The organism is Azospirillum brasilense (genome assembly GCF_022023855.1).
GTDB lineage: Bacteria > Pseudomonadota > Alphaproteobacteria > Azospirillales > Azospirillaceae > Azospirillum > Azospirillum brasilense_F.
Map to the genome: position 1 here is coordinate 1,724,682 of NZ_CP059449.1, position 22,684 is coordinate 1,747,365.

The following is a 22,684-nucleotide window of genomic DNA, read 5'->3' on the forward strand; positions in this document are numbered from 1 at the left end:
GTTCGGATGCGATGGGGGCGGATCAAGGGGTAGGGGCGCTTAGCATCGGCCTGGAGGGCGCCGCGTCAAGGGGTGAGGTGCCGCCTCACGCGGGTTCCTTCACGCTGCGCAAGGCGCGGCGGACGATGCGGCGGGTGGCGTCCGGGGCGGGACTGTCCGTTTCCCAGCGGGCGCAGAGGGCCTGCACCCAGCCGGGCTGGCTCTTCGCCGCGTCGTTCAGCCAGTTGGCGACCGAATCCTGGACGTAGCGCGCGCCGTCCGCCCGCAGCGGGTCGAGCACCGGCAAGCCGCGCGCCGGGTCGGTCTTCAGCGCGCCGATGTGGCCGCACCAGACGCCGCGGGGCCGGGTGGCCTCGCTGGCGAAGCGGCGCAGCCGCTCCGACGGCTCGGCGGTCCACTGCGTGAGGAGGGCCAGCGCCTCGTCGATGGCGGCGGCGATGTGCGGGCGCAGCGCCAGCCACGCCCATTCGCGCACGCCGAAATGCGGGTCGTCGGCGAGCGGGCGGACGCGATCCAGCCGCTCCGCCAGAGTCAGGCCGGGGGCAGCGGCCAGCGCGTAGCAGGCCCAGCCGCGCACCGTGTCGGATGGGTGGGCAGCCAGCCGCTCCACGCCTCCCAGGTCCAGGTGCTCGACGGCCGCGCTTCCCGCCACGGCCATGCGCCGGGTCACGCCCTCCTTCGGGTCGAAGGAAACAGCACCCGCGGCTTCCGGAACGGCGGCGGCGAGCAGGGCGGTGAAATCGATGGCGAGCGATTCGGCCAGCGTGGCGGTCTCGCGCCGGCCCGCGTTCAGGTCGGCGAGCACCTCCGGCGGGATGTCGGCCATCCGGGTGGCGCCCTTGCGCGGCGCGCTGGTCGTCATCGTCATGTCTTAGGCCTCCGGCAGCAGGCGCCAGATCACCGTTTCGCGCATCTCGCGGTCTTCCAATTCCAGGGAGGTCGGGACGCTGTATTGACCGACCCGCTCGATCCCGCTGGTTGGGACATAGGCGCGGCCCGGATCGCCCAGCAGGACCAGCGTGCCGGTTGCGGCGATTGCGCGCAGCCAGGCGGTCACCCGGTCGGCCATCGGCTTCTCGTAGCAGACGTCGCCCGCCAGAACGACGTCGATGCCGGGCAGGGGGCGGTCCACCAGATCGGCGCTGACCGCCTTCACATCGACTCCGTTGGATTCGGCGTTCAGGGCGATGGCGGCCAGGGCGAAGCGGTCGATGTCGCAGGACTGCACGCGCGCCGCGCCGGCCATCATCGCGGCGATGCCGACCAGCCCGGTGCCGGCGGCGAAATCCAGCACCGACTTGCCCGCCACCAGCTCTGGCCGGTCGAGCACGAGCCGCGCCACCGCCTGGCCGCCCGGCCAAGCAAAGGCCCAATAGGGCGGCGGTACATTGGACTCTTTCAAAGAATCCTCCGTAGCTTCCCACAACGGCGTGATTTCCGTCGCCAGATGCAGCGCGATTTCGGGCAGCAAAGGAGTCCGCGTTACGACCGTGTTGGAGCGGATGAAGTCGATTTGAGAAAAGTTGTTCATAACTGGACTCTCACCGGAGCTGCGCGGGGATGGATGATCTATCCACAACCGGTTTTGGTTACATAATTCAAACGGAGTAGACACACCTGCTGTCCCGTGTTACCCGTTCGAAAGGAGAAAAACAAAGGTCATGGGGTCGATATGCGGTCGAAAGGGATTGCACTCTGCGCATCGTTCGCGGCGTTCATCGCTCTCAGCCCGTTCACCATATCCCAAGCCCAGGCCCAGGACGGGGATTGCGTCCGCACGGTGCGCTCCATATCGGATTTCGACATCCGGGGCGATGCCTGGACGTGGTGGAACACCGCCGCCAATCAACAATATGAGCGCGACCAGCGTCCGACCCTGGGCTCCGTCCTCGTCTTCAAGCGGTCGCAGCGGCTGGGCCGCGGCCACGTTTCCCTGGTCAGCCACATCGTCGACCGCCGCACCATCGAGGTCGATCACTCCTGGCTCGATGGCCGCGGTCTGCGCCGCAACATGCGCGTGGTCGACGTGTCGCCGCGCAACGACTGGTCGGCCGTCCGCGTCTGGCATGAGCCGTCGGACCAGCTCGGCCTGCGCGTCTACACCACCTACGGCTTCATCCTGCCGGAGGGCGAGGAGGCGAATATCCGCCAGGCCGATTCCCGGGGTGCCGGCATCGGCAGCACCTTCGCCGTGGCTCCGCAGGGCCGCTCCACGCCCAAGCCCGCCGCCGGACCGCGCCTGATGGAAGCCTCCCTGAAGGGCCACGCCGTCGCCGTTCCGGGCCGCAAGCCGCAGGTGCTGACCGCATCCCTCACCCTCTCCGGCAAGGGCACCGCCGTGAAGATGGTGCCGCCGCTTCAGACCGCCGCTGTGGTGACTGCCGTGTTGCCGGCCCGCAAGCCGACCCAGCCGGCCGCGCAGAAGGGCGTCGAGATGGTGGCCTCCACCGAGGGCATCCGCGCGGTCCTGCCGCCGCGCAAGCCGGGCTCCGGCGACAGCACCGTCGCGGAGCTGACGCGCTAACCCCTCTCCAAATCCTTCCCTCCAAGTCCCCGGCCGCTTCAGACCTTTCCGGCCAGGAAGGCCACCAGCACCAGCCATCCGAACCAGCGGTTCGACTTGAACTTCTTCAGGCAATCCGTCTGATCGTCGGGGTTCCAGGTCGCCACCTGCCAGGACAGCTGCAGCGCGGCCAGCGAGAGCAGCGGCAGGAACAGCCCGCCCAGCCCGGCCAGACGCCCGGCGATGCCGATCCCGACGAAAGTCAGCGTGTAGAAGCCGTAGATCCAGATCTTGCTCTGGTCGCCCAGCCGCAGGGCGGTGGACTTCACGCCGATTCGTGCGTCGTCCTCCTTGTCCTGGTGGGCGTAGATGGTGTCGTAGCCCAGCGTCCAGACGATCCCCGCGGCGTACAGCGTCAGCGCCGGCCATTCCAACTCGCCGCGAACCGCGGTCCAGCCCATCAGGGCGCCCCAGTTGAAGGTCAGCCCCAGGAAGGCCTGCGGCCACCAGGTGATGCGCTTCATCAGCGGGTAGGTGAAGACCAGCACCAGCGACAGCACGCCCAGCCCGATGGTGAGCAGATTGAACTGCACCAGCACCGCCAGCCCGATCAGGAGTTGGACGGCGAGGAAGGCCAGCGCCTGTTTCACCGACACCTGCCCGGAGGGTATCGGCCGTGTGCGCGTGCGCTCCACCATGGCGTCGAAGTCGCGGTCGAGAATGTCGTTCACCGTGCATCCGGCCCCGCGCATCACCACGGCGCCGACCGCGAACAGAGCCATCAGCCAGAGGTCGGGCAGCGGTCCGGCGCCGGCCAGCGCGATGCTCCACCAGCCGGGAAACAGCAGCAGCCACGTGCCGATGGGCCGGTCCAGCCGCGCCAGCCGCAGATAGGGACGGACCGCCGCCGGGGCGAAGCGGTCGATCCAGTCGCCGCGCCGGATGTCGGTGAATTCGCCGGGAGCGGGGGAGGCGGGGCTGGTCATGGCGGACTCGGGAAGGAAGTGGAGGAAGCCGGGGGCAAGGTAGCGGCGGGGGTGGGTCCCCGCAAGGCTGGGCCGTTTCCGCCCCGAAGCGTTATCGCTATAGTCGGCGCCGCACACCGGAGACCTTTGCGCCATGTCAGACCAACCGAAGACCCGCCTCTATGTGGACAGCCCCCTCGGCGAGGGGCAGGCGGTGGGGCTCGACCACGAGCGGGCGCATTTCCTGCGCCACGTCCTGCGGCTCGACAAGGGCGATGTCGTGGCCGTCTTCAACGGGCAGGACGGCGAATGGCTGGCCGCCATCGACGGCTTCGGCAAGGGCTGGTGCTCGCTCACCGTGACGGTGCAGCGGCGTCCTCAGGCGGCCGGGCCCGACCTTTGGCTGCTGTTCGCCCCGATCAAGCGCGGGCGCATCGATTTCGTCGCGGAGAAGGCCAGCGAGCTGGGCGTGTCGCGGCTGTGGCCGGTCTTCACCCGCCGCACCGACCCCAACCGCGTCAACACCGACCGCCTGCGTGCCAACGCCATCGAGGCCGCCGAGCAGTCGGAGCGGCTGACCGTGCCGGAGATAGCCGACCCGCTGCCGCTGGACAAGGCGCTGGCCGGTTGGCCGGCCGAACGTACGCTGTACCTGTGCGCCGAGGCCGGGAACGTACGCCCCATTGCAGAGGCCGTCCGCGGCCGTCCGCACGGCCCCGCCGCCTTCCTGATCGGGCCGGAGGGCGGCTTTGCGCAGACCGAACTTGACGAAATTTGCAAACTACCCTTTGTTGTTCCCGTCGGTCTGGGGCCCCGCATTCTTCGGGCCGACACAGCGGTGGTCGCGGCGCTCGCCTGCTGGCAGGCCCTTGCGGGGGACTGGACGGCGGACGGGGGCGATACCCGACCGCCCTTCCGCGCGCCGGCTGACCCCACCGTCGGGGAGTAAGGGCCGCTCGACGCGCCGCTGTTTCGAGGCGGGCCGTTTGACTCGTTGGCCAGTTTAGACTTTTTGAAAGCGGGAGCTTCCATGTCCGCACCTCCGCAGACGCGTGGTGAACCGATCACCGACCGCCGCCAACTGGCGGCCTATCTGGAATCCGGCAACAAGCCGGCCGACCAGTGGCGCATCGGGACTGAACACGAGAAATTCGCCTACCGCGTCTCCGACCACCGGCCGCTGCCCTACGAGGGGCCGGACGGGATCGGCGAACTGCTGACCCGCCTGCAGCGCTTTGGCTGGGAGCCGGTGGAGGAGAAGGGCAACCTCATCGCCCTGACCCAGGGCATGGCGAACATCACGCTGGAGCCGGGCGGGCAGGTGGAACTGTCCGGCGCCCCGCTGGAGACCCTGCACCAGACCTGCGCCGAGGTGCACCGCCACCTCGATCAGGTGAAGGAGATCGGGGGCGAGCTGGGCATCGCCATGATGGGCCTCGGCTTCCAGCCGAAATGGCGGCGCGACGAGATCCCCTGGATGCCCAAGGGCCGCTACAAGATCATGGGCGACTACATGCCCAAGCGCGGCAATCTCGGCCTGGACATGATGATGCGCACCTGCACCGTGCAGGTGAACCTGGACTTCGCGTCGGAAGCCGACATGGTGAAGAAGTTCCGGGTCAGCTTGGCGCTTCAGCCCATCGCCACGGCGCTGTTCGCCAACTCGCCCTTCACCGAGGGCAAGCCGAACGGCTTCCAGAGCTTCCGCAGCCACATCTGGACGGACACCGACCCCGACCGCACCGGCGACCTGCCCTTCGTGTTCGAGGACGGCTTCGGGTTCGAACGGTACGTGGACTACCTGCTCGACGTGCCGATGTACTTCGTCTACCGCGACGGCACGTACATCGACGCCTCCGGCCAGTCCTTCCGCGACTTCATGCAGGGCCGCCTGCCGGCGTTGCCGGGCGAGATCCCGCTGATCACAGACTGGGCCGACCACATGACCACCTCCTTCCCCGAGGTGCGTCTGAAGAAGTATCTGGAGATGCGTGGCGCCGACGGCGGCCCCTGGCGCCGCCTGTGCGCCCTGCCGGCCCTGTGGGTCGGGCTGCTCTACGACAGCCAGGCGCTCGACGCCGCCTGGGACCTCGTGAAGGGCTGGACGACGGAGGAGCGCGCCCACCTGCGCGCCGAGGTGCCGCGCCACGCGTTGCGCACCCCCTTCCGCGGCCGTACGGTGCGGGAGGTCGCGCTTGAGGTGCTGGAGATCGCCCGCGGCGGTCTGGCCCGCCGCGCCCGCAACGACAACTGGGGCGACGACGAAGCGCATTTCCTGAACACGCTGCTCGACATCGCCGAGTCTGGCCAGACCCCCGCCGACGAGCTTCTGGAGAAGTTCAACGGCCCCTGGGGCGGCAGCGTCGATCCGGTGTTCAAGGAATACGCGTACTGAGTTCCGCCCTGGCGGCTGCTTGGCAAAGTGGTCGCGTTGGGCCCCCACCCCGGCCCTCCCCCGCTGCGCAGGGGAGGGTGTCTTCTGCGAAGTGGCGTCCGTCCCCTCCCCTGCGATAGCGGGGGAGGGTTAGGGTGGGGGCTCAGTGCGAGAGGACCGAAGGGCTATCCTACCTCTTCCAGGCGATCAGCCGCCGGGCCGCCTCGGCGATGGTCTCCTCCGAGCCGGCGAAGCTGAAGCGCACGAAGCGGAGGCCGCGGGCCGGGTCGAAGTCGACGCCGGGGGTGCAGGCGATGCCCGTCTCCGCCAGGATGCGCTTGCAGAAGGCCTCGCTGTCGTCGGTCATCTCCGTCACGTCGGCGTAGATGTAGAAGGCGCCGTCGGCCGGAGCCAGCTTGTCGAAGCCGGCCTTCGGCAGTTCCCTCAGCAGAAGCTCGCGGTTGCGGGCGTAGCGGGCGACGTGGCCATCCAGCTCCTCGGTGCAGGCGAAGGCGGCGACCGCAGCGGCCTGCGACAGGCTGGGGGCGGAGATGAACAGGTTCTGGGCGAGGCATTCGACCGAGCGGATCAGGTCGTCCGGAACGATCATCCAGCCAAGCCGCCAGCCGGTCATCGAGAAGTATTTGGAGAAGCTGTTCACCACCAGCGCGCTTTCGCTGACCTCGGCGGCGGTCACGGCCTCCGGTCCATAGGTCAGGCCGTGGTAGATCTCGTCGGAGACGAGGCGCACGCCCTTGGCGTCGCACCAGTTCGCGAGCGCGGTCAGCTCATCCCGGCTCAGCATCGTGCCGGTCGGGTTGGCCGGGCTGGCGACGATCAGGCCCTGGATGGGCGGATCGAGCCGCTCCAGCAGTTCGATGGTCGGCTGGAAGCGGTGCTCCGGACCGGTCGGCAGTTCCACCGGCTCGACCCCGATGGCGGTCAGCGTGTGGCGGTAGGCCGGGTAGCTGGGCGAGGCCATGGCCACCCGGTCACCCGGATCGAAGGCCGCCAGGAAACCGAGCTGGAAGGCCCCGGACGAGCCGGTGGTGACCACCACGCGCCGCTCCGGCACGTCGATCCCGTAACGGTCGCGGTACCAGCCGGCGATGGCCGCCCGCAGCGCCGGGATACCCAGCGCCCCGGTGTAGCCCAGCACGTCGGCGTCGAGCATGCGGTGGGCGGCCTCCAGCACGCCCTTCGGCGCGCCGGTCGAGGGCTGCCCAACCTCCATGTGCAGGACCTCCAGGCCGGCGGCTTCGCGCTCGGCGGCGGCGCGCATCACTTCCATGACGAAGAAGGGCGGGATGGCGCCCCGTTTGGAGACTTTGGGTGCTTTGCTCATGATTCCAGACTTCTGAACATCAACGCTCGGTTTCGACCAGTATGCCCAGGGCGTGGGCGCGCGGGTCGGCGGCGACCTGGCATTCCTTCCAGCCGCTCTCCATCGAGGTCTGGCAGGTGACGAAGGTGGCCCGTCCCGGCCCGTTCGCGGCGCGGCTGACCCGAATGGCGGCGCCCGGCTCCTTGTCCAGCGCGGCGGGCAGGGCGGCGGTCAGCAGGGCGGCGGGAGCGGCGGCGGGGCCGTCGTTGCCGGCGGCGCTGGCCGCCCCGGCGAACTGGGTGCGACCGACGATGGCGTTGGTCAGCAGGGCGGGTGCCCCGAAACCGGCGCCATCCACCCCGCGGGCGGCCAGCAGGCCGGTGCCCGGCACCATGCGGCCGCTGCCGAAGGGCGCCCCCATGGTGAAGGAGCAGGCGACCCCGTTCTCCTCATGGTCGATCACGACGAGGCCGGCGCCGGGCGCGGACGCGCCGTTGCCGGTGGCGCCCAGCGTCTGGGCCACGCGGGCGGCGCGCTGGTCGGGCGGCAGGTCGGCAGCGGCGTTCCAGGCGGCGGCCAGGGCGGCGCCGTTGTTGGTCTCGGGAAGCTGGGCGAAATGCATCGAGACGATGCCCAGCGGGATCGCCGCTGTGCCGGTCCAGCGCGGCTGGAAGCCGCGGACCGCCGCGGGATCGATGGTGGCGGCCTGCGCCACGGCACCACCCAGCGGCCCGCCGTACATGGCGGCGATGCCGCTGCGCCGCACCTGCGACAGGCTGGCGGCCAGCTCCGGCTGGCTCAGCGGCGCGCCTTCGGCCAGCGGCGCACCGGCCGGCAGGAAGACGCGGCGGGCCTCCGGGTCGGCGGACAGGCGGGTGGCGGAGTCGGCGAGGTCGCGGGCCAGCGCCCGGCTGACCGGGGTGGAGCGGGCGAGCTGCTCGGCCGGGACCACCGTCTGCTCCCAGCGCATCGCCCCGGTGGAGGCCTGGAGCGCGTAGACGCCGCGCAGGAAGCCGGGCAGGGGGGCGCCACCGGTACCGGTGGGACGGGGCAGGAAGTCGAGCGTGCGGGTTTCCTTCTTGGCGGCGTCAAACACCACGCAGACGCCGCCGCCGGTCATCCCGACGCGCGACGGCAAGGTGACGGCCATCGCCATCGCCATCGCGGTGGCGGCGTCGCCGGCCTTGCCGCCCTGGGCGATGACGTCGCGCCCGATCTCCGCCGCGCGCGGCTCGTCGGCCGCGACGAAGCTCTGGGCCGGGGCGCCCGTGCGGTATTTCGTGTTGACGCATCCGCCGACCAGTGATGCGGCTATGGCAATCGCGCCCAACCCTTGCCAGATTCGGCGGGTGGAATGGGGCGCCCGGACCGGCATCTTGACCGGCTGCCCGGTGCCCCGGTGTGCGGAGGAAGTAACGGTGCGCAAGCCCAGCAGGCTGGTTTCGGTCATCGCCATGGTTGCCGTGATGGTTCTGTCGTGGTCGCCGCCCGCGGGCGCGCAGCGGCGCCAGGAAATGCAGTTCCTGAGCGACGCCGAGACGGAACATATCATCCGCGACATGGCGCGGCCAATCTTCCAGGCCGCCGGCATCGATCCGGACGCGGTGAACATCGTGCTGGTCAACGACAACACGATGAACGCCTTCGTCGCTGGCGGGCAGAACATCTTCCTGCACACCGGCCTGCTGCTGGGGCTGGAGGACGCCGGGCAGCTCATCGGCGTGATCGCCCACGAAACCGGCCACATCGCCGGCGGCCATCTGGTCCGCGGGTCGGAGGCGATGGAGAACGCCTTCCTGTCCTCGCTGATCGGCATGGGCATCGGCATCGTCGGTGGCATCGCCGCGGGCAACGCCGGGGCCGGCGCGGCGGGCGTCATGCTGGGCCAGCATCTGGCGGAGCGCAACTTTCTGTCCTTCTCGCGCAGCCAGGAATCCTCGGCCGACCAAGCGGGCCTGTCCTACATGGAGCAGTCCGGCATCTCGGCGGAGGGGCTGGTCGCCTTCCTGGAGAAGCTGGGTGCCGCCGACGACCCGCTGCTGGTGGACCGCGACGCCGGCTACCGCCGCACCCACCCGCTGACCCGCGAGCGCATCGAGACGGTGCGCAACTTCGTGGAGCGGTCGCGCGCCGGCAGGAAGCCGGTTCCCGCCCAGTGGAACGAGGAGTTCCGCCGCATCCAGGCCAAGCTCTACGCCTATCTCGACCCCAATGGGGCGCTGCGCCGCTACAAGGCGGACGACCCGTCCTTCGTGGCGCGCTACGGCCGGGCCTACGCCTATTTCCGCCGCGGCGAGGTCCGGCAGGCCCTGCCGCTGGTCGACGGGCTGATCGCCCAGGAGCCGAAGAACGCCTTCCTCTATGAGATGAAGGGCGACCTGATGCTGCAGAACGGGCGGGCGGTGGACGCCGCCGCGCCCTACCGCAAGGCGATCGAGCTGGAGCCGGACGCCGGGAGCATCCGCGTCTCGCTGGCCCATTCGCTGATGGAGCAGAACGACGGCCGGCTGGCCGACGAGGCGCTGCGCAACCTTCAGGTGGCGTCCAAGACGCAGGCGCAGTCGGCCTTCCTGTGGCGGCTGATGGCCCAGGCCTGGAGCATGAAGGGCAACGCCGGCATGGTCGCCTACGCCACCGCGGAGGAGGCTTTCGCCCGCGGCGACAAGCCGATGGCCCGCTTCCAGGCGGAACGGGCAGAGAAGCTGCTGCCCGCCGGCTCCCCCGGCTGGCTGCGCGCCCAGGACATCCGCGGGCAGGCGGGCGGCAAGTGAGTCTCCCCCGTTCGCGCGGCGCACAGCCGTCTTGCCTGACCCTGCCGTCCCAGTCCACAGTATCGCCCCGAATCGCGCCCTCCAGGCTCCACACGAGAGAGTTCGCCATGACCCGCTTCCGCCCCGCCGCCTTGGCGCTCGCCGCCGCGCTGGCCCTTCCGACGGGGCTGCTGGCCCCCGCCCTCCAGGCGCAGAGCCCGATGGACGACGCGCAGCGCAAGGCCGTCGAAGAGGTCGTGCGCGACTACATCCTGAAGAACCCCGAGATCATCCTGGAGGCCGTGGACTCGCTCCAGAAGCGCCAGAAGATGGCCGAGGAGCAGAAGGCCAAGGCGGCGCTGGCCGACAATAAGGCCGCGCTGTTCCAGAACCCCGCCGATCCGGTGGCCGGCAACCCCAAGGGCGACGTGACGGTGGTCGAGTTCTTCGACTACCAGTGCGGTTACTGCAAGGCCGTGCAAGCCGACACCGAGCGCCTGATCAAGGACGACGGCAAGCTGCGCTTCGTCTTCAAGGAGTTCCCGATCCTCAGCCCGGCCTCGATGACCGCGGCCAAGGCGGCGCTGGCGTCGCGCAGCCAGGGCAAGTATCTGGAATTCCACAACGCCCTGATGGCCCACCGCGGCCAGCTCGACGACGACGTGATCCAGCGGCTGGCCAAGTCGGTCGGGTTGGACACCGACAAGCTGAAGAAGGACATGAACAGCCCCGAGGTGTTGAAGGTCATCGCCGCCAATCAGGCGCTGGCCGAGGAGCTGGGCATCCGCGGCACCCCGGCCTTCGTCATCGGCGACGAGCTGGTCCCCGGCGCCATCAAGCTGGACCAGATGAAGGACCTCGTCGCCGCGGCCCGCAAGGGTTGAGGCCGGGGCGGGAATTGACGATGACCAAGCCGACCACCGTCGTCTTCGACATCGGCCAAGTGCTCATCGAATGGGACCCGCGGCATCTCTACCGCGAACTGTTCGACGGGTACGAGGACCTGATGGAGGACTTCCTCGACAACGTCTGCACCCCCGCCTGGAACCTGGAGCAGGACCGCGGTCGCCCGTGGTACGAGGCGGTCGCCGTACTGACCGCCGAGTTTCCCGACTGCCGCGAGTTGATCCGCGCCTATCACGAGCGGTGGGAGGAGATGGTGCCCGGCCCCATGGCCGGGACCCCGGAGATCCTGATGGAGTTGAGGCAGCGCGGAACGCCGCTTTACTCCATCACCAACTTCTCGTCGGAGAAGCTGGCGCTGACCCGCAGGCGCTTCGATTTCCTGAACGTCTTCGACGGGATCATCGTGTCGGGTGACGAGAGGTTGGTGAAGCCGGACCCGGCAATCTTCCAGCTTCTGCTGGACCGTTATGGCCTGCAGGCGGCGGACTGCTACTTTATCGACGACAGCCCGGCCAACGTCGAGGCCGCCCGCGTCCTCGGCATGACGGCGCATCGTTTCTCCGGGGCCGCCAGCCTGCGCGCCGAACTGGAGGAACTGGGGCTTCTGTAGCCCCAGCCTTCTTACGCCGCGTCGCCCGGATAGCGGATGGCGACGACCTCGATCTGCTCCAGCCCGGCGGGGGTGCGCAGGTCCACCACGTCGCCCTCCTGCGCCTTCAGCAGGGCACGGGCGATGGGCGATATCCAGCTCACATGGGCGCGGTCCATGTCCACCTCGTCGGCGCCGACGATGGTGATGGTGTTCTCCGTCCCGTCCTCCCGCGCGTAGGTGACGGTGGCGCCGAAGAACACGCGGTCACGGTTCTTCTGGAGGGTGGGATCGACCACCTCCGCCGATTCCAGCCGCTTGGTCAGGAAGCGGATGCGCCGGTCGATCTCACGCAGGCGCTTCTTGCCGTAGATGTAGTCGCCGTTCTCCGAGCGGTCACCGTTGCCGGCGGCCCAGGAGACCACCTCGACCACCTTCGGACGTTCGACGCGCAGCAGCGAGCGCAACTCCTCCTGCATGCGCTGGAAGCCTTCGGGCGTCATGTAGTTTTTCACGCCCTTGGGCAAGGGTTTGGGATCGTCGGCCTCGTCGTCGTCGCCGGCGGAGTCGTTCTCCCGGGTGAAGGCCTTGCTCATGGTCGGGACCCTTCGCGGTTTCTGGAAAAGGAAAAGGCGCCGCGAGGCGCCTTTTCCAGTCTTTACGGCGATGAAACGCGCTTAGCGGTTCCACCAGCCCCGGCGCGGCTTGGCCTCCGGAGCGGGGTTTGCGCTGGCCGGCTCATTAGCCGGGGTCGGGGCCGGGGCCGCCGGCGCCTCGCTGACCGCCGGAGCGGGCGCCGCCTCGACGGGAGCGTCCGCCGCGGTCTTGCGCTTGCGCGCCGGGCGCTTCTTCGGCTCCTCGGCGACCGGAGCCGCAACCGGGGCCGGAGCGGGCGCCGCCTCGGCGGGAGCGTCCGCCGCGGTCTTGCGCTTGCGCGCCGGGCGCTTCTTCGGCTCCTCGGCGACCGGGGCCGCAATCGGCGCCGGGGCAGGCGCGGCCTCGGCGGCCACGGTCTTCGCCTTGCGGCTGCGCGACGGCTTGGCCGGCGGCGGAGCGGTTTCCTCCGGAGCGGCGGCCTTCGCGGCGGCCTTGCCACCCTTGGCGGCGCCCTTCGCGGCGCGCTTCGGCTTGGCTGGGGCGGCTTCCGGCTCCGCCGTCACCGCTTCGGCGGCCTCGGCGGCGGTCGCCTTGGCACGGCCACGGCGCGGCTTGCGGGCCGGAGCTTCCTCGGCCACCGGGGCGGCCTCCTCGGCGGCCGGACCCTCCGCAGCGGTGTCCGCCGCAGTTTCCGGAGCAGCCTCGGCGGCCACCGCACTGGTCAGGACCCAGTCGAACTCGACCGGCTCCATGTCCGCCGGCAGTTCCGGCGGGTTGACGGCGCGGCCGGCCTCGACAGCGGTCGGGAAGGACTCGGCTTCCGCCTCGCCCTCGGTGCCGTCGGAGGGCATGCCCTCGCCGGCCTCCAGGCCCTCGCGCTGGCGGGACCGCCGGCGGCCACCGCGCTTGCCGCGGCGGCGCTTCTTGCGCTCTCCGTTGCCCTCGCCATCGCCGTTCGGCTCGAACGCGTCGGCGCCGTCGTCCGCGTCGGACGCGGCCAGGTCGGCCTCCTCGTCCTCGTCGTCCTCGATGTGGGCAGGGCCGACATCGACATCGTTGATGACGAACTCCGGAGCCTCGATCTGGGCGCGCTCGATCGCTTCCTCGTCGACCGCCGTCTCGTCGGCGTCGGCGGTCTCCGCTTCGATCTCGTCGCCCTCGGTCGCCTCGTCGGACGCTTCGGCGGACTCGCCGAACGGCGCGCGGCCATCCTCGCGGTCACGCCCGCGGCCACGGCGGCGGCGGCGGCGGCGGCGGCGGTCGCCCTCGCTCTCCCCGACGGCGTCGGCGCGTTCGGTGACCTCGGCCTCGACGGCCTCGACGACGGGCGCCTCTTCCTCGGCCTCCTCGGCCTCGGCGGCCAGGATGCGGTCGGTCTCGGCCAGCACGCGCTCAGCGCTGACCAGCGGCACGTCGTCCTCCGGCGTGCGGGCCTTCACGCGCTCAAGCCGCAGGTCCGGCGCGATCAGCGTGTCGTCGGCCTGGACCATGACGCGGAACCGGTAGCGGTCCTCGATCTTGGTCAGCTCGCCGCGCTTCTGGTTGAGGATGTAGAGCGCGATGCGGGACGGCACGAAGACGGTGATCTCCGACGACCGCTTGCGGATGCCCTCCTCCTCGATGGCGCGCAGCACGTGCAGAGAGGCGGACTCCACCGAGCGGATGACGCCGGTGCCGGAGCAGTGCGGGCAGCGCTCGAAGTTGGTTTCCAGCAGCGACGGGCGCAGGCGCTGGCGCGACAGTTCCAGCAGGCCGAAGGCGGAGATGCGGCCGAGCTGGATGCGCGCCCGGTCGTTCTTCATCGCCTCCTTCAGGCGGCGCTCCACCGCGGCGTTGTTGCGGGGCTCCTCCATGTCGATGAAATCGATCACGATGAGGCCCGCGAGGTCGCGCAGGCGAAGCTGGCGCGCCACCTCGTCGGCGGCTTCGAGGTTGGTCTTGTAGGCCGTCTCCTCGATGTTGCGCTCGCGCGTGGACCGGCCCGAGTTGACGTCGATGGAAACCAGCGCTTCCGTCGGGTTGATGACGATGTAGCCGCCGGAGCGGAGCTGCACCACCGGGCTGTGGATCGCGTCGATCTGCGTTTCCACCTGATAGCGGTGGAACAGCGGGATCGTGTCGTCCTGGTACTGCATGACGCGCTTGGTGTGGCTCGGCATCATCATGCGCATGAAGTCGCGCGCGGTATTGAAACCGGCGCTGCCCTCAACCCAGATCTCGTCGATGTCGTCGGTGTAGAGATCGCGGATCGAGCGCTTGATGAGGTTCGCCTCCTCATAGATGAGGCAGGGCGCGGAGGACTTCAGCGTCTGGACGCGGATGTCGTCCCACAGGCGCAGCAGATATTCGAGATCGCGCTTGATCTCCGGCTTGGAGCGCTCCAGACCGGCGGTGCGCAGGATGACCGCCATGCCCTCCGGAACGTCCAGGTCGGACAGGATATCCTTCAGGCGCTTGCGGTCGGCGGGGTTGGTGATCTTGCGGGAGATCCCGCCGCCGCGGCCCGTGTTGGGCATCAGCACGCAGTAGCGGCCCGGCAGCGACAAGTAGGTGGTCAGCGCCGCGCCCTTGTTGCCGCGCTCCTCCTTGGTCACCTGGACCAGCATGACCTGCCGGCGCTTGATGACTTCCTGGATCTTGTAGCTGCGCAGCGGTCGGGCGCGGCGGCGGTGGGCCTCCTCGACCTCGTCCCCGCCGATGACGTCCGGGCTTTCGGCCGGAGCGGCGCCTTCCGGAGCCTCGTCCGACTCAGCGGCCTCATCCGAGCCGCCATCCGTGGCGAAGGCCGGGACGTCGCCCTCGAAACCGTCGCCCTCGGCCTCCGCGTAGGAGCCCGGCATCGGGGAGACTTCCTCCTCCACCTGCTCCGGACGGATCGGCTCGGCCATCACGGCGCCGTCGGCGGCGGCCTCGGCGCGGGCCTCGGCCTGCTCCTCCAGCCGGCGCTCTTCGGCCAGCAGGGCCTCACGGTCGGCGATCGGGATGCGGTAGTAGTCGGGATGGATTTCCGAGAAGGCCAGGAAGCCGTGCCGGTTCCCGCCATATTCCACGAAGGCTGCCTGGAGCGACGGCTCGACCCGGGTCACCTTGGCAAGATAGATGTTGCCCTTGAGTTGCTTCCGGGTGGCGATTTCGAAGTCGAGATCTTCGAGTCTGTTCCCATTGACCACGGCAACCCGGGTTTCCTCCGGGTGCGTGGCGTCCACCAGCATGCGCTTGGCCATACAAGATCCCCATGACGCCCCAGGCCGCCCGCGCGACGGTCAAGCCGCCGGGGCGCGTCATCGTTGTGAGCGAAGCCTGCGGAACCGGCCCCTAACCCGTCGAACGGCGCTGACGAAGCAGCCAGGACGGGTCGGGCTTCGGCCTCCGGGTTACGGCCTTGCGGCCGGCACCAGCTTCGAGGTTTCGTCCCAATCCACCGGCAACCCAGAAGCGTCACGCCCCGGACCGCGCCCGATGATGTAAATTTCGGCCGTGGGGGTCCGCGGGCGACGCCCACAGTCACCCCGGAGAGAAACCTCTCGGAAGAGTGGGCTGGTGGGTCGCGGTATGTCGCAGAGCTACCATAGACAAGCACGAAACCATGCACAACGTGGAATTCGGCGAAAGTTGCGGTCCGCCGCATCCGGTTCGGCGGCATTCCACCGGGATGAGGGCGAAGCAGGGCACTGTTGCACGAACGGCACCCTCGCCGACAATTCCGCCACGCCTCCGGACGCCACCGTTGAGCGCCTTGATTTCGCTGCGCTATAGCTGACCGCTGGCTTTGCCGGTTTGCGGTTTCTGGTGGAACGGATGCCCCGATTGCTCGCGATTGTCGCTGCGCTGGGCGCCCTTCTGGGGGCGGTCGCCTTGCCGTGCGCCCCGGCGCAGGCCCAGACCACCGCGGCCCTGCCCTTTCCGCCGCCGGTCCAGGAGCGGGTGTCCGTCCTGAACGCGCGTCTCGGTCTGCATCCCGACAAGACGCGGCTGGTTCTGGAACTCACCGACTCGGTTCCCTTCACCGTGTCGGTGCACGGCTCCCCCTACCGCGTCGTGGTCGATTTGCCGGACGTAAGCTGGCCGGGCGGCAACACGGTGATGGCGGGCAAGGGCGTGGTCGCCCGCTACCGCTTCGAAGGGCGCGACGGCGGCGCTTCCCGCCTCGTGGTGGAAACCGATGGCCCGGCACGGGTGGTCGAGTCCTACCTCATCCCGCCGCGCGACGGCTTCAAGCCGCGCTTCGTCCTCGACATCGCCCGCACCACCCCGGCGCAGTTCGCCGCCTCCGCCCCGGTCGCAGCCACCACGGCCACGGCGTCGGTGAGCCGCGAGGCGGCCCGCCCGCCGGCGCGCAAGGACCCCATCGTGCCGGTCGCCGCGGCCCTGCCGCCGCCGGTCCCGCCGCGGGCGGCGCCGGTCCCGGAAAAGCCGATGGTCGTGGTCGATCCCGGCCATGGCGGCGTCGATCCCGGCGCGGTCGGCGTCGGCGGGGTCTATGAGAAGGACATCACGCTGGCGATGGCGCGGGAGTTGAAGCGCCAGTTGGAAGGTTCGGGCCGCTACCGGGTGCGGCTGACCCGCGACAAGGACGTGTTCATCCGCCTGCGCGACCGCGTCGCCATCGCGCGGGAGGCCAACGCCGACCTGTTCCTGTCGCTGCACGCCGACAGCATCGGCTCCGCCAACATGCGCGGCCTGTCCATCTACACCCTGTCCGACCGGGCGTCCGACCGCGAGGCGGAGATGCTGGCCGCCAAGGAGAACCGGGCCGACGCGCTGGCCGGCATGGACCTGTCCTCCGAGAACGATCTTGTGGCCTCGATCCTCATCGACCTCGCCCAGCGCGACACGATGAACCACTCCAAGCGCTTTGCCAACATGGCGCTGGAGCATCTCGGCCGCGAGGTCAAGCTGATCCCCAGCAAGCCGCACCGTCAGGCCGGCTTCGCCGTGCTGACCGCGCCGGACATGCCGTCCGCCCTGGTCGAGATGGGTTATCTGTCGAGCCCCCAGGACGTGAGCCTGCTGAGCAAGTCGGCCCACCGCGAGAAGCTGGGCCGCGGCATGGTCCGCACCATCGACGCCTATTTCAAGTGGCTGACCGGGGCGCAGAAGAGCTGAGAACCGCTCCGCCGGGCACCGCTGCCCGGCCACAGCCATGCGGGCAAAGGCGGTCGGACATACGCTCTCTCCGGTCACCACTTTCTTGCATGCGCCTTGTGGCCGTCACATTTTCCTGACATGGCTGCGAGGGAGTCGGACTGCCGCCCCTCGCGGTGTAGGATGCCGCCCATCGGACGGTTCCGCGTCTTCCCGGTCTCTGTCCCGGACGAAGGCGGCGGGGCCGCCGCCATGCCTGTCTGGGAACCGTCATGCGCTTTATTCTGTCCGCCCTGATGGCCGTCGTGATCCTCGCCCTGGCCGGGGCGGGGGGGCTGGTCTACATGCTGGACCATTACGATCACGAACTGCCGGACTACACCAAGCTCGCCAACTACGAACCGCCGGTGACCACCCGCGTCCATGCGGGCGACGGACGCCTGCTGGCGGAGTTCGCGTCGGAAAAGCGCGTGTTCGTCCCCATCGACGCCATGCCGAAGCGCGTGACCAACGCCTTCCTGTCCGCCGAGGACAAGAACTTCTACGACCACAAGGGCATCGACCCCGTCGGCATTGCCCGCGCCATCCTGACCAACGTGGAGAATCTCGGCCGCGACCGCCGGCCGATGGGCGCCTCGACGATCACGCAGCAGGTCGCCAAGAACATGCTGCTGACCAACGAGGTGTCCTTCTCGCGCAAGATCAAGGAGGCGATCCTGGCGGTCCGCATCGAGCGGGCCTTCAGCAAGGACCGCATCCTCGAGCTGTACCTGAACGAGATATTCCTGGGATACCGCTCCTACGGCGTGGCGGCGGCGGCGCTGAACTACTTCAACAAGGCGCTGGACGAGCTGGACATCGAGGAGGCGGCCTATCTGGCGGCCCTGCCCAAGGCGCCCAGCAACTACCACCCGGAACGCCAGCGCGACGCCGCCATCGCGCGGCGCAACTGGGTGATCGGGCGCATGGCCGAGGACGGGCACATCACCCCGGAAGAGGCCAGGATCGCCCAGTCCAAGCCCTTGGTCGTGCGTAAGCGCGACGAGCAGGAGTATGTGACGTCGGAGTATTTCGCCGAGGAGGTCCGGCGCGAGCTGGTGAAGCTCTATGGCGAGCAGGCGCTCTACGAGGGCGGCCTGTCGGTCCGCGCCTCCATGGACCCGGTGCTCCAGCAGGCGGCGACCAAGGCGCTACGCACCGGGCTGGTGCAGTACGACCGCCGCCACGGCTACCGCGGGCCGGTCGGCAAGATGGAGAATTTCGACAACTGGGCGAAGAAGCTCGCCTCCATGGCGCCGCCCGCCGGCTCCGAGGGCTGGCATCTGGCGGTGGTGCTGAAGGACGACGAGGCGGCGGCGCTCGACATCGGTCTGCCGGACGGCTCGCGTGGCCGGGTGCCGCTGGCCGAGCTGCGCTGGGCGCGGGCGCAACGCGACGACAACCGGCTCGGCCCGGAGATCCGCCGCCCCTCCGACGTCGCCAAGCTGGGCGACCTGATCCTGGTCGAGGCCGCCGGCAAGGACGAGAAGGGCAAGGAGCCGCCGGCGGGCACCTACGCGCTGCGGCAGGTCCCGGCGGTGCAGGGCGGTCTGGTCGCGCTCGACCCGCACACCGGCCGCGTGCTCGCCATGGTCGGCGGCTTCTCCCCGCACATGAGTTCCTTCAACCGCGCCACCCAGGCGATGCGCCAGCCGGGCTCCTCCTTCAAGCCCTTCGTCTATCTGACGGCGCTGAACCAGGGCTTCACCCCGTCCTCGCTGGTGATGGACGCCCCGTTCGAATACGACCCGGGTCATGGCCAGCCGATCTGGCGGCCGGAGAACTACAGCCACGAGTTCTACGGCCCGACGCCGCTGCGCGCCGGCATCGAGAAGTCGCGGAACGTCATGACCGTCCGTCTGGCCCAGGCCGTCGGCATGGACAAGGTGAAGGCGCTGGCTGAGAATTTCGGCATCACCGACAACCTCCAGCCCTACCTGCCGATGTCGCTCGGCGCGGGCGAGACGACGGTGCTGCGCCTTGCCACCGCCTACGCCATGCTGGCCAACGGCGGCAAGCGGGTCAGCCCGACCTTCATCGACCGGGTGCAGGACCGCAACGGCAAGACCGTCTTCCGCCACGACACGCGCCCCTGCGCCTCCTGCAATCAGGTGGCCTGGAGCGATGGGCTGACCGTTCCCGCCGTCGCCGACACGCGGGAGCAGGTGAACGACCCGCGCACCGTCTACCAGATGGTCTCCATGCTGGAGGGCGTCGTCCAGCGTGGCACGGCGACGAAGCTGCTGTCGCTGGGCAAGCCGTTGGCCGGCAAGACCGGCACGACCAACGACAGCCATGACGCGTGGTTCATGGGCTTCTCGCCCGACCTCGTCGTCGGCACCTACATCGGCTTCGACCAGCCGCGCTCGCTGGGCGCCCGCGAAACCGGCGGCTCGGCGGCGGTTCCGGTGTTCAAGGACGTGATGGAGGTGGCGCTGAAGGACCAGCCGGCTACGCCGTTCCGCGTGCCGCGCGGCCTGCGCCTCGTCCGCGTCAACCCGGAGAACGGGCGCCTTGCCCAGCCCGGCGAGCGCAAGGCGATCTGGGAAGCCTTCATCCCCGGCACCGAGCCGAACCCCGACCAGCCGCAGATGGTGCTGGACGGCTCGGCCCACGCCGCGGACGGCGGCTGGACCGGCGGGGTGCCTGGCGGCGATCCGGCGGCCCAGCAGCCGGGTGGCTGGGGCGCTCCGGCGGCTCCGCCATCGGCGGCGACGGTGGGGACTGGCGGTCTCTACTGACCGGACCGGTTCGACCGGACGGGTTCGACAAGAAAAAAGCCCCGCTTCCCGGTTCGGGAGGCGGGGCTTTTCTTTTGTGCGGAGATTCAAGGCCTCGCGGCGGTGTGGGTGTCCGGGCGGAGCTGGGCGATGGCGTCGGCCGGGGCCGTGTCGGTAGGGCAGTCGGCCAGCGGGCGCAACCGGTCCTCCATCCGCGCCAGCATCACGCGGACCCCCTCCTGGTTGATGTGCAGGGCATCCACGAAATGGGCCTCGTCCTCGACCTCGCGGCGGGTGTCGATGACCGGCACGTCGGGCGGCAGGCGGGTTTTCAGATCCTCGAAGAAGGCGTCGAAGTTGGTCACCTTCTCGATGTAGCCGGGAAAGAAGGGCGTGATGACCACGGCGACCCGCGTGCCCTTCTCCCGCGCTGTGCCGATGATGCGGTCCAGCGCGTCCCAGTTCGGCTGGAAGCCCTCCATCCGCTCCGTCGGCGCCTTTGCGAGCTGGGCCTTGAGGAAGGGCGACATGGTGCCGCTTAGCGTCCGGTCGCCGGTCGGGTGCAGCCCGTCGAAGGCCAGCCGGATCGTCTGGTTGTTGTTGAAGATCAGCGTGTTGAACAGCTTGTTGGAGGCCCACATGGTGGCGTCGACCTGCCGGATGAAGCCGTCCACCCGCTCCGAGTAGTAGGCCAGCAGCGGCAGGTCGGCGAGCGCCTTGGGATCGTCGACAACGCTCGTCGGCTCGACCAGCAGCAGGCGGGGGGCGCCGTGCCGGTCCAGGTAATCCTCCCACAGCAGGTCGCCGACCGTGGTGGGGGCGCCGCCCATGCCCAGATTCAGCACCCGGCCGCAGGTCAGCGCCTGCACCTCCTCCACCGGGAAGTGGTTGTCGGCGCGGGAGTTGCCCAGGATCACCACGTCGGCGGGCGGCCCGTTGCGGTAGACGGTCATGAAGCGGTCCGACGATTGGAGGAGCGTGTCGCCCATCCAGGACGCCACCGCGCGGTCCATGGCGACCACCATGCCCAGGATCAGTCCGACAACGGCCAAAAGGCGGATCATGGTTCGGGCTCCCTCAGAACTGGAAATAGATGAAGGATCGGTTGGCGAAATTGCCGAAGAGCAGGAGCATCAGGATCAGCGTGGCGCAGCCGGCGGAGCGGACCACGACGTTCACCCCGGCGTAGCGGCGCCCGGCCCCGAACTCGATCATCGCGTCGATCATCAGCACGACGAGGCCGAACAGGGCGACGCGGACCAGATAGCTCATCTGCTGCATGCCGCGCGGCAGGCTGAAATCGCCTTCGGCGATGATGCCCAGGATGGTCCGCACGGTGTGCATGTCGTCGGCGCGGAAGGGCAGCCAGGTCAGCGTGATGAGAAGGAAGACCAGCCCGACCGTCAGCAGCTTGCCCGCCATCAGCGGCGCGCCGCTCAGCCGCAGCGGGCTGCGCTTGGCCAGCCAGCGCACGCCGTCCTCCGCCGCCATCAGGGTGGCGTGCATGGCGCCCCACAGGACGAAGGTCCAGGCGGCGCCGTGCCACAGGCCGGACACCAGCATCACAATGGTCAGGTTGCGGATGCGCAGCCAGTGGGTGCGCCCGCCGCCCATCGGGATGTAGACGTAGTCGCGGAACCATGTGGACAGCGAGATGTGCCAGCGCCGCCAGAAGTCCTTCATGCCCATGGCGAAGTAGGGGCGGGCGAAGTTCTGGCAGAGCGTGTAGCCGAAGATCTGCGCCAGACCGATGGCGATCAGCGAGTAGCCGGCGAAGTCGCCGTAGATCTGGAGCGAGAAGCAGATCAGCCCGATGACGTGGTTCAGCGCGTTGAAGAATTCCGGCTGGGCGAAGCGCGCGTCGACCACGGCGGCGGCGTTGTCGGCCAGCCCCAGCTTGAGGAAATAGCCCCAGATGATCTTCTCAAGCCCGGCGAAGCGGAAGGCGAAGCTGACGTCGTGGCGGGGGCCGTTCTGGATCTGGGGCAGCAGGTCGCGCGCCCGGACGATCGGCCCGGCGACGAGCTGCGGGAAGAAGGCGACGAAGGTCGCGTAGCGCAGCAGCGACCGCTCCGGCTTCTCCAGATGGCCGAGATAGAGGTCCAGCGTGTAGCTGAGATTCTGGAAGGTGTAGAAGGAAATGCCGACGGGCAGGATGATGGACAGCGTGCGGTGCCCGACGTCGAGGCCGAGCGAGGCCAGCGCCACCTGCGCGCTGTCGATGAAGAAGTTGAAGTATTTGAAAAAGAACAGGATCGCCAGATTGGTCGCCACGCTGATCTGCATGAAGATGCGCGCGGTGGCCCGGTTCGGCGCGTCGGCGATGCGCAGGCCGCAATAGAAGTCGAGCAGCGTCGTGCCGGCGAGCAGCAGGCAGAAGCGGTAATCCCAGAAGCCGTAGAAGATGTAGCTGGACACCAGCAGCAGCGGCGTGAACAGCCGCGTCCTGGCGAGCATCATGAAGCCCGCCGTGAAGGCCGTGATGAACAGCAGGAACCCCAGGCTGGTGAAGTTCATCGGGGGGCCACGCTCTTGTTGTTGGGGAAACGGGGGCGCCGACAGCCCGCGCCCATCGAATGACGGGCACGAACGTTGGTGACGCTATCACGGGGGGCTGCCACTTATTCGCGCCGCGAAAGTGGTTTTGCGGCGCAAAAACGGTTTCATCCGAGTGGGTTGGTGGGATGCCCCAGGGACGGGGCGGCGCTCCGGCGGGTTACCGTTCCGGTCTGGTCCAGCGTCGCGGAAGCCGGGGAGGCTGTGGAATAAGAGGGTGCAACGTCGCTCCCAACCCGCTACATAAGGGCCAAGACACTGGTTCAACTCTGGCTG

17 protein-coding genes are annotated in these 22,684 nt (G+C 69.3%); 8 read left to right on the forward strand and 9 right to left on the reverse strand.

Going from position 1 to position 22,684, the window contains the following annotated elements:
- Positions 1-85 precede the first annotated feature (85 nt).
- Together H1Q64_RS08175 and H1Q64_RS08180 are read right to left on the reverse strand one after the other, a co-directional pair.
- Positions 86-868 (reverse strand): HEAT repeat domain-containing protein, encoded by a 783-nt coding sequence (locus H1Q64_RS08175; RefSeq protein WP_237903122.1) that lies wholly within the window; start codon positions 866-868, stop codon positions 86-88.
- Between the two features lie 3 nt (positions 869-871).
- Positions 872-1,531, reverse strand: a complete 660-nt coding sequence (locus H1Q64_RS08180) for a class I SAM-dependent methyltransferase (protein WP_237903123.1) — start codon at positions 1,529-1,531, stop codon at positions 872-874.
- Positions 1,532-1,780: 249 nt separating this feature from the next.
- Between H1Q64_RS08180 and H1Q64_RS08185 the strand changes: the two genes are divergently transcribed.
- A complete protein-coding gene (locus H1Q64_RS08185) occupies positions 1,781-2,524 on the forward strand; it encodes a CHAP domain-containing protein (RefSeq protein ID WP_330874483.1) in 744 nt (247 codons plus the stop codon).
- Positions 2,525-2,562: 38 nt separating this feature from the next.
- On the opposite strand, the gene ubiA is transcribed toward H1Q64_RS08185, so the two are convergent.
- The gene (gene ubiA, locus H1Q64_RS08190) at positions 2,563-3,489 is read right to left on the reverse strand and encodes a 4-hydroxybenzoate octaprenyltransferase (RefSeq protein ID WP_237903125.1); all 927 of its coding nucleotides are present in this window, start codon (positions 3,487-3,489) and stop codon (positions 2,563-2,565) included.
- Between the two features lie 133 nt (positions 3,490-3,622).
- On the opposite strand from ubiA, the gene H1Q64_RS08195 reads away from it, so the two are divergent.
- Both H1Q64_RS08195 and H1Q64_RS08200 read left to right on the forward strand, forming a co-directional pair.
- Positions 3,623-4,417: a 16S rRNA (uracil(1498)-N(3))-methyltransferase gene (locus H1Q64_RS08195; protein WP_237903126.1), complete on the forward strand. Its 795-nt coding sequence runs from the start codon at positions 3,623-3,625 to the stop codon at positions 4,415-4,417.
- An 81-nt stretch (positions 4,418-4,498) separates the two neighbouring features.
- On the forward strand, positions 4,499-5,863 hold the full coding sequence (locus H1Q64_RS08200; RefSeq protein WP_237903127.1) for a glutamate--cysteine ligase: 1,365 nt from the start codon (positions 4,499-4,501) through the stop codon (positions 5,861-5,863).
- A gap of 169 nt (positions 5,864-6,032) precedes the next feature.
- On the opposite strand, the gene H1Q64_RS08205 is transcribed toward H1Q64_RS08200, so the two are convergent.
- Positions 6,033-7,187: a pyridoxal phosphate-dependent aminotransferase gene (locus H1Q64_RS08205; protein ID WP_237903128.1), complete on the reverse strand. Its 1,155-nt coding sequence runs from the start codon at positions 7,185-7,187 to the stop codon at positions 6,033-6,035.
- Positions 7,188-7,206: 19 nt separating this feature from the next.
- A complete protein-coding gene (locus H1Q64_RS33800) occupies positions 7,207-8,616 on the reverse strand; it encodes a gamma-glutamyltransferase (protein ID WP_269145330.1) in 1,410 nt (469 codons plus the stop codon).
- Here H1Q64_RS33800 and H1Q64_RS08215 point away from each other — a divergent pair.
- The 3 genes from H1Q64_RS08215 (at position 8,585) to H1Q64_RS08225 (ending at position 11,432) form a co-directional block, all read left to right on the forward strand.
- Positions 8,585-9,937, forward strand: coding sequence for a M48 family metalloprotease (locus tag H1Q64_RS08215; protein WP_237903129.1), 1,353 nt, complete (start codon positions 8,585-8,587; stop codon positions 9,935-9,937). The two genes, H1Q64_RS33800 and H1Q64_RS08215, sit on opposite strands and share 32 nt — an antisense overlap.
- A gap of 107 nt (positions 9,938-10,044) precedes the next feature.
- On the forward strand, positions 10,045-10,800 hold the full coding sequence (locus H1Q64_RS08220) for a DsbA family protein (RefSeq protein WP_237903130.1): 756 nt from the start codon (positions 10,045-10,047) through the stop codon (positions 10,798-10,800).
- 20 nt (positions 10,801-10,820) lie between these two features.
- On the forward strand, positions 10,821-11,432 hold the full coding sequence (locus H1Q64_RS08225) for an HAD family hydrolase (RefSeq protein ID WP_237903131.1): 612 nt from the start codon (positions 10,821-10,823) through the stop codon (positions 11,430-11,432).
- A gap of 11 nt (positions 11,433-11,443) precedes the next feature.
- On the opposite strand, the gene greB is transcribed toward H1Q64_RS08225, so the two are convergent.
- Together greB and H1Q64_RS08235 are read right to left on the reverse strand one after the other, a co-directional pair.
- Positions 11,444-12,007: a transcription elongation factor GreB gene (gene greB, locus H1Q64_RS08230; protein WP_188262610.1), complete on the reverse strand. Its 564-nt coding sequence runs from the start codon at positions 12,005-12,007 to the stop codon at positions 11,444-11,446.
- Between the two features lie 81 nt (positions 12,008-12,088).
- Entirely contained in the window at positions 12,089-15,232 is a 3,144-nt protein-coding gene (locus H1Q64_RS08235; protein WP_237903132.1) for an Rne/Rng family ribonuclease, read from the reverse strand.
- 574 nt (positions 15,233-15,806) lie between these two features.
- Here H1Q64_RS08235 and H1Q64_RS08240 point away from each other — a divergent pair.
- Positions 15,807-17,114, forward strand: a complete 1,308-nt coding sequence (locus tag H1Q64_RS08240) for an N-acetylmuramoyl-L-alanine amidase (protein ID WP_237903133.1) — start codon at positions 15,807-15,809, stop codon at positions 17,112-17,114.
- Between the two features lie 251 nt (positions 17,115-17,365).
- Positions 17,366-19,873: a penicillin-binding protein 1A gene (locus H1Q64_RS08245; RefSeq protein WP_237903134.1), complete on the forward strand. Its 2,508-nt coding sequence runs from the start codon at positions 17,366-17,368 to the stop codon at positions 19,871-19,873.
- A gap of 86 nt (positions 19,874-19,959) precedes the next feature.
- On the opposite strand, the gene H1Q64_RS08250 is transcribed toward H1Q64_RS08245, so the two are convergent.
- Both H1Q64_RS08250 and H1Q64_RS08255 read right to left on the reverse strand, forming a co-directional pair.
- Complete coding sequence (locus H1Q64_RS08250) at positions 19,960-20,916, reverse strand: hypothetical protein (protein WP_237903135.1); 957 nt, start codon at positions 20,914-20,916, stop codon at positions 19,960-19,962.
- A 13-nt stretch (positions 20,917-20,929) separates the two neighbouring features.
- Complete coding sequence (locus tag H1Q64_RS08255) at positions 20,930-22,369, reverse strand: MBOAT family O-acyltransferase (RefSeq protein WP_183178028.1); 1,440 nt, start codon at positions 22,367-22,369, stop codon at positions 20,930-20,932.
- Positions 22,370-22,684 lie beyond the last annotated feature (315 nt).

Coding starts and splice junctions, on each gene's coding strand:
- H1Q64_RS08175 (WP_237903122.1), bottom strand. CDS start 868: ATGACGATGACGACCAGCGCGCCGCGCAAGGGCGCCACCCGGATGGCC.
- H1Q64_RS08180 (WP_237903123.1), bottom strand. CDS start 1,531: ATGAACAACTTTTCTCAAATCGACTTCATCCGCTCCAACACGGTCGTA.
- ubiA (WP_237903125.1), bottom strand. CDS start 3,489: ATGACCAGCCCCGCCTCCCCCGCTCCCGGCGAATTCACCGACATCCGG.
- H1Q64_RS08195 (WP_237903126.1), top strand. CDS start 3,623: ATGTCAGACCAACCGAAGACCCGCCTCTATGTGGACAGCCCCCTCGGC.
- H1Q64_RS08200 (WP_237903127.1), top strand. CDS start 4,499: ATGTCCGCACCTCCGCAGACGCGTGGTGAACCGATCACCGACCGCCGC.
- H1Q64_RS08205 (WP_237903128.1), bottom strand. CDS start 7,187: ATGAGCAAAGCACCCAAAGTCTCCAAACGGGGCGCCATCCCGCCCTTC.
- H1Q64_RS33800 (WP_269145330.1), bottom strand. CDS start 8,616: ATGACCGAAACCAGCCTGCTGGGCTTGCGCACCGTTACTTCCTCCGCA.
- H1Q64_RS08220 (WP_237903130.1), top strand. CDS start 10,045: ATGACCCGCTTCCGCCCCGCCGCCTTGGCGCTCGCCGCCGCGCTGGCC.
- H1Q64_RS08225 (WP_237903131.1), top strand. CDS start 10,821: ATGACCAAGCCGACCACCGTCGTCTTCGACATCGGCCAAGTGCTCATC.
- greB (WP_188262610.1), bottom strand. CDS start 12,007: ATGAGCAAGGCCTTCACCCGGGAGAACGACTCCGCCGGCGACGACGAC.
- H1Q64_RS08235 (WP_237903132.1), bottom strand. CDS start 15,232: ATGGCCAAGCGCATGCTGGTGGACGCCACGCACCCGGAGGAAACCCGG.
- H1Q64_RS08240 (WP_237903133.1), top strand. CDS start 15,807: ATGCCCCGATTGCTCGCGATTGTCGCTGCGCTGGGCGCCCTTCTGGGG.
- H1Q64_RS08245 (WP_237903134.1), top strand. CDS start 17,366: ATGCGCTTTATTCTGTCCGCCCTGATGGCCGTCGTGATCCTCGCCCTG.
- H1Q64_RS08250 (WP_237903135.1), bottom strand. CDS start 20,916: ATGATCCGCCTTTTGGCCGTTGTCGGACTGATCCTGGGCATGGTGGTC.
- H1Q64_RS08255 (WP_183178028.1), bottom strand. CDS start 22,369: ATGAACTTCACCAGCCTGGGGTTCCTGCTGTTCATCACGGCCTTCACG.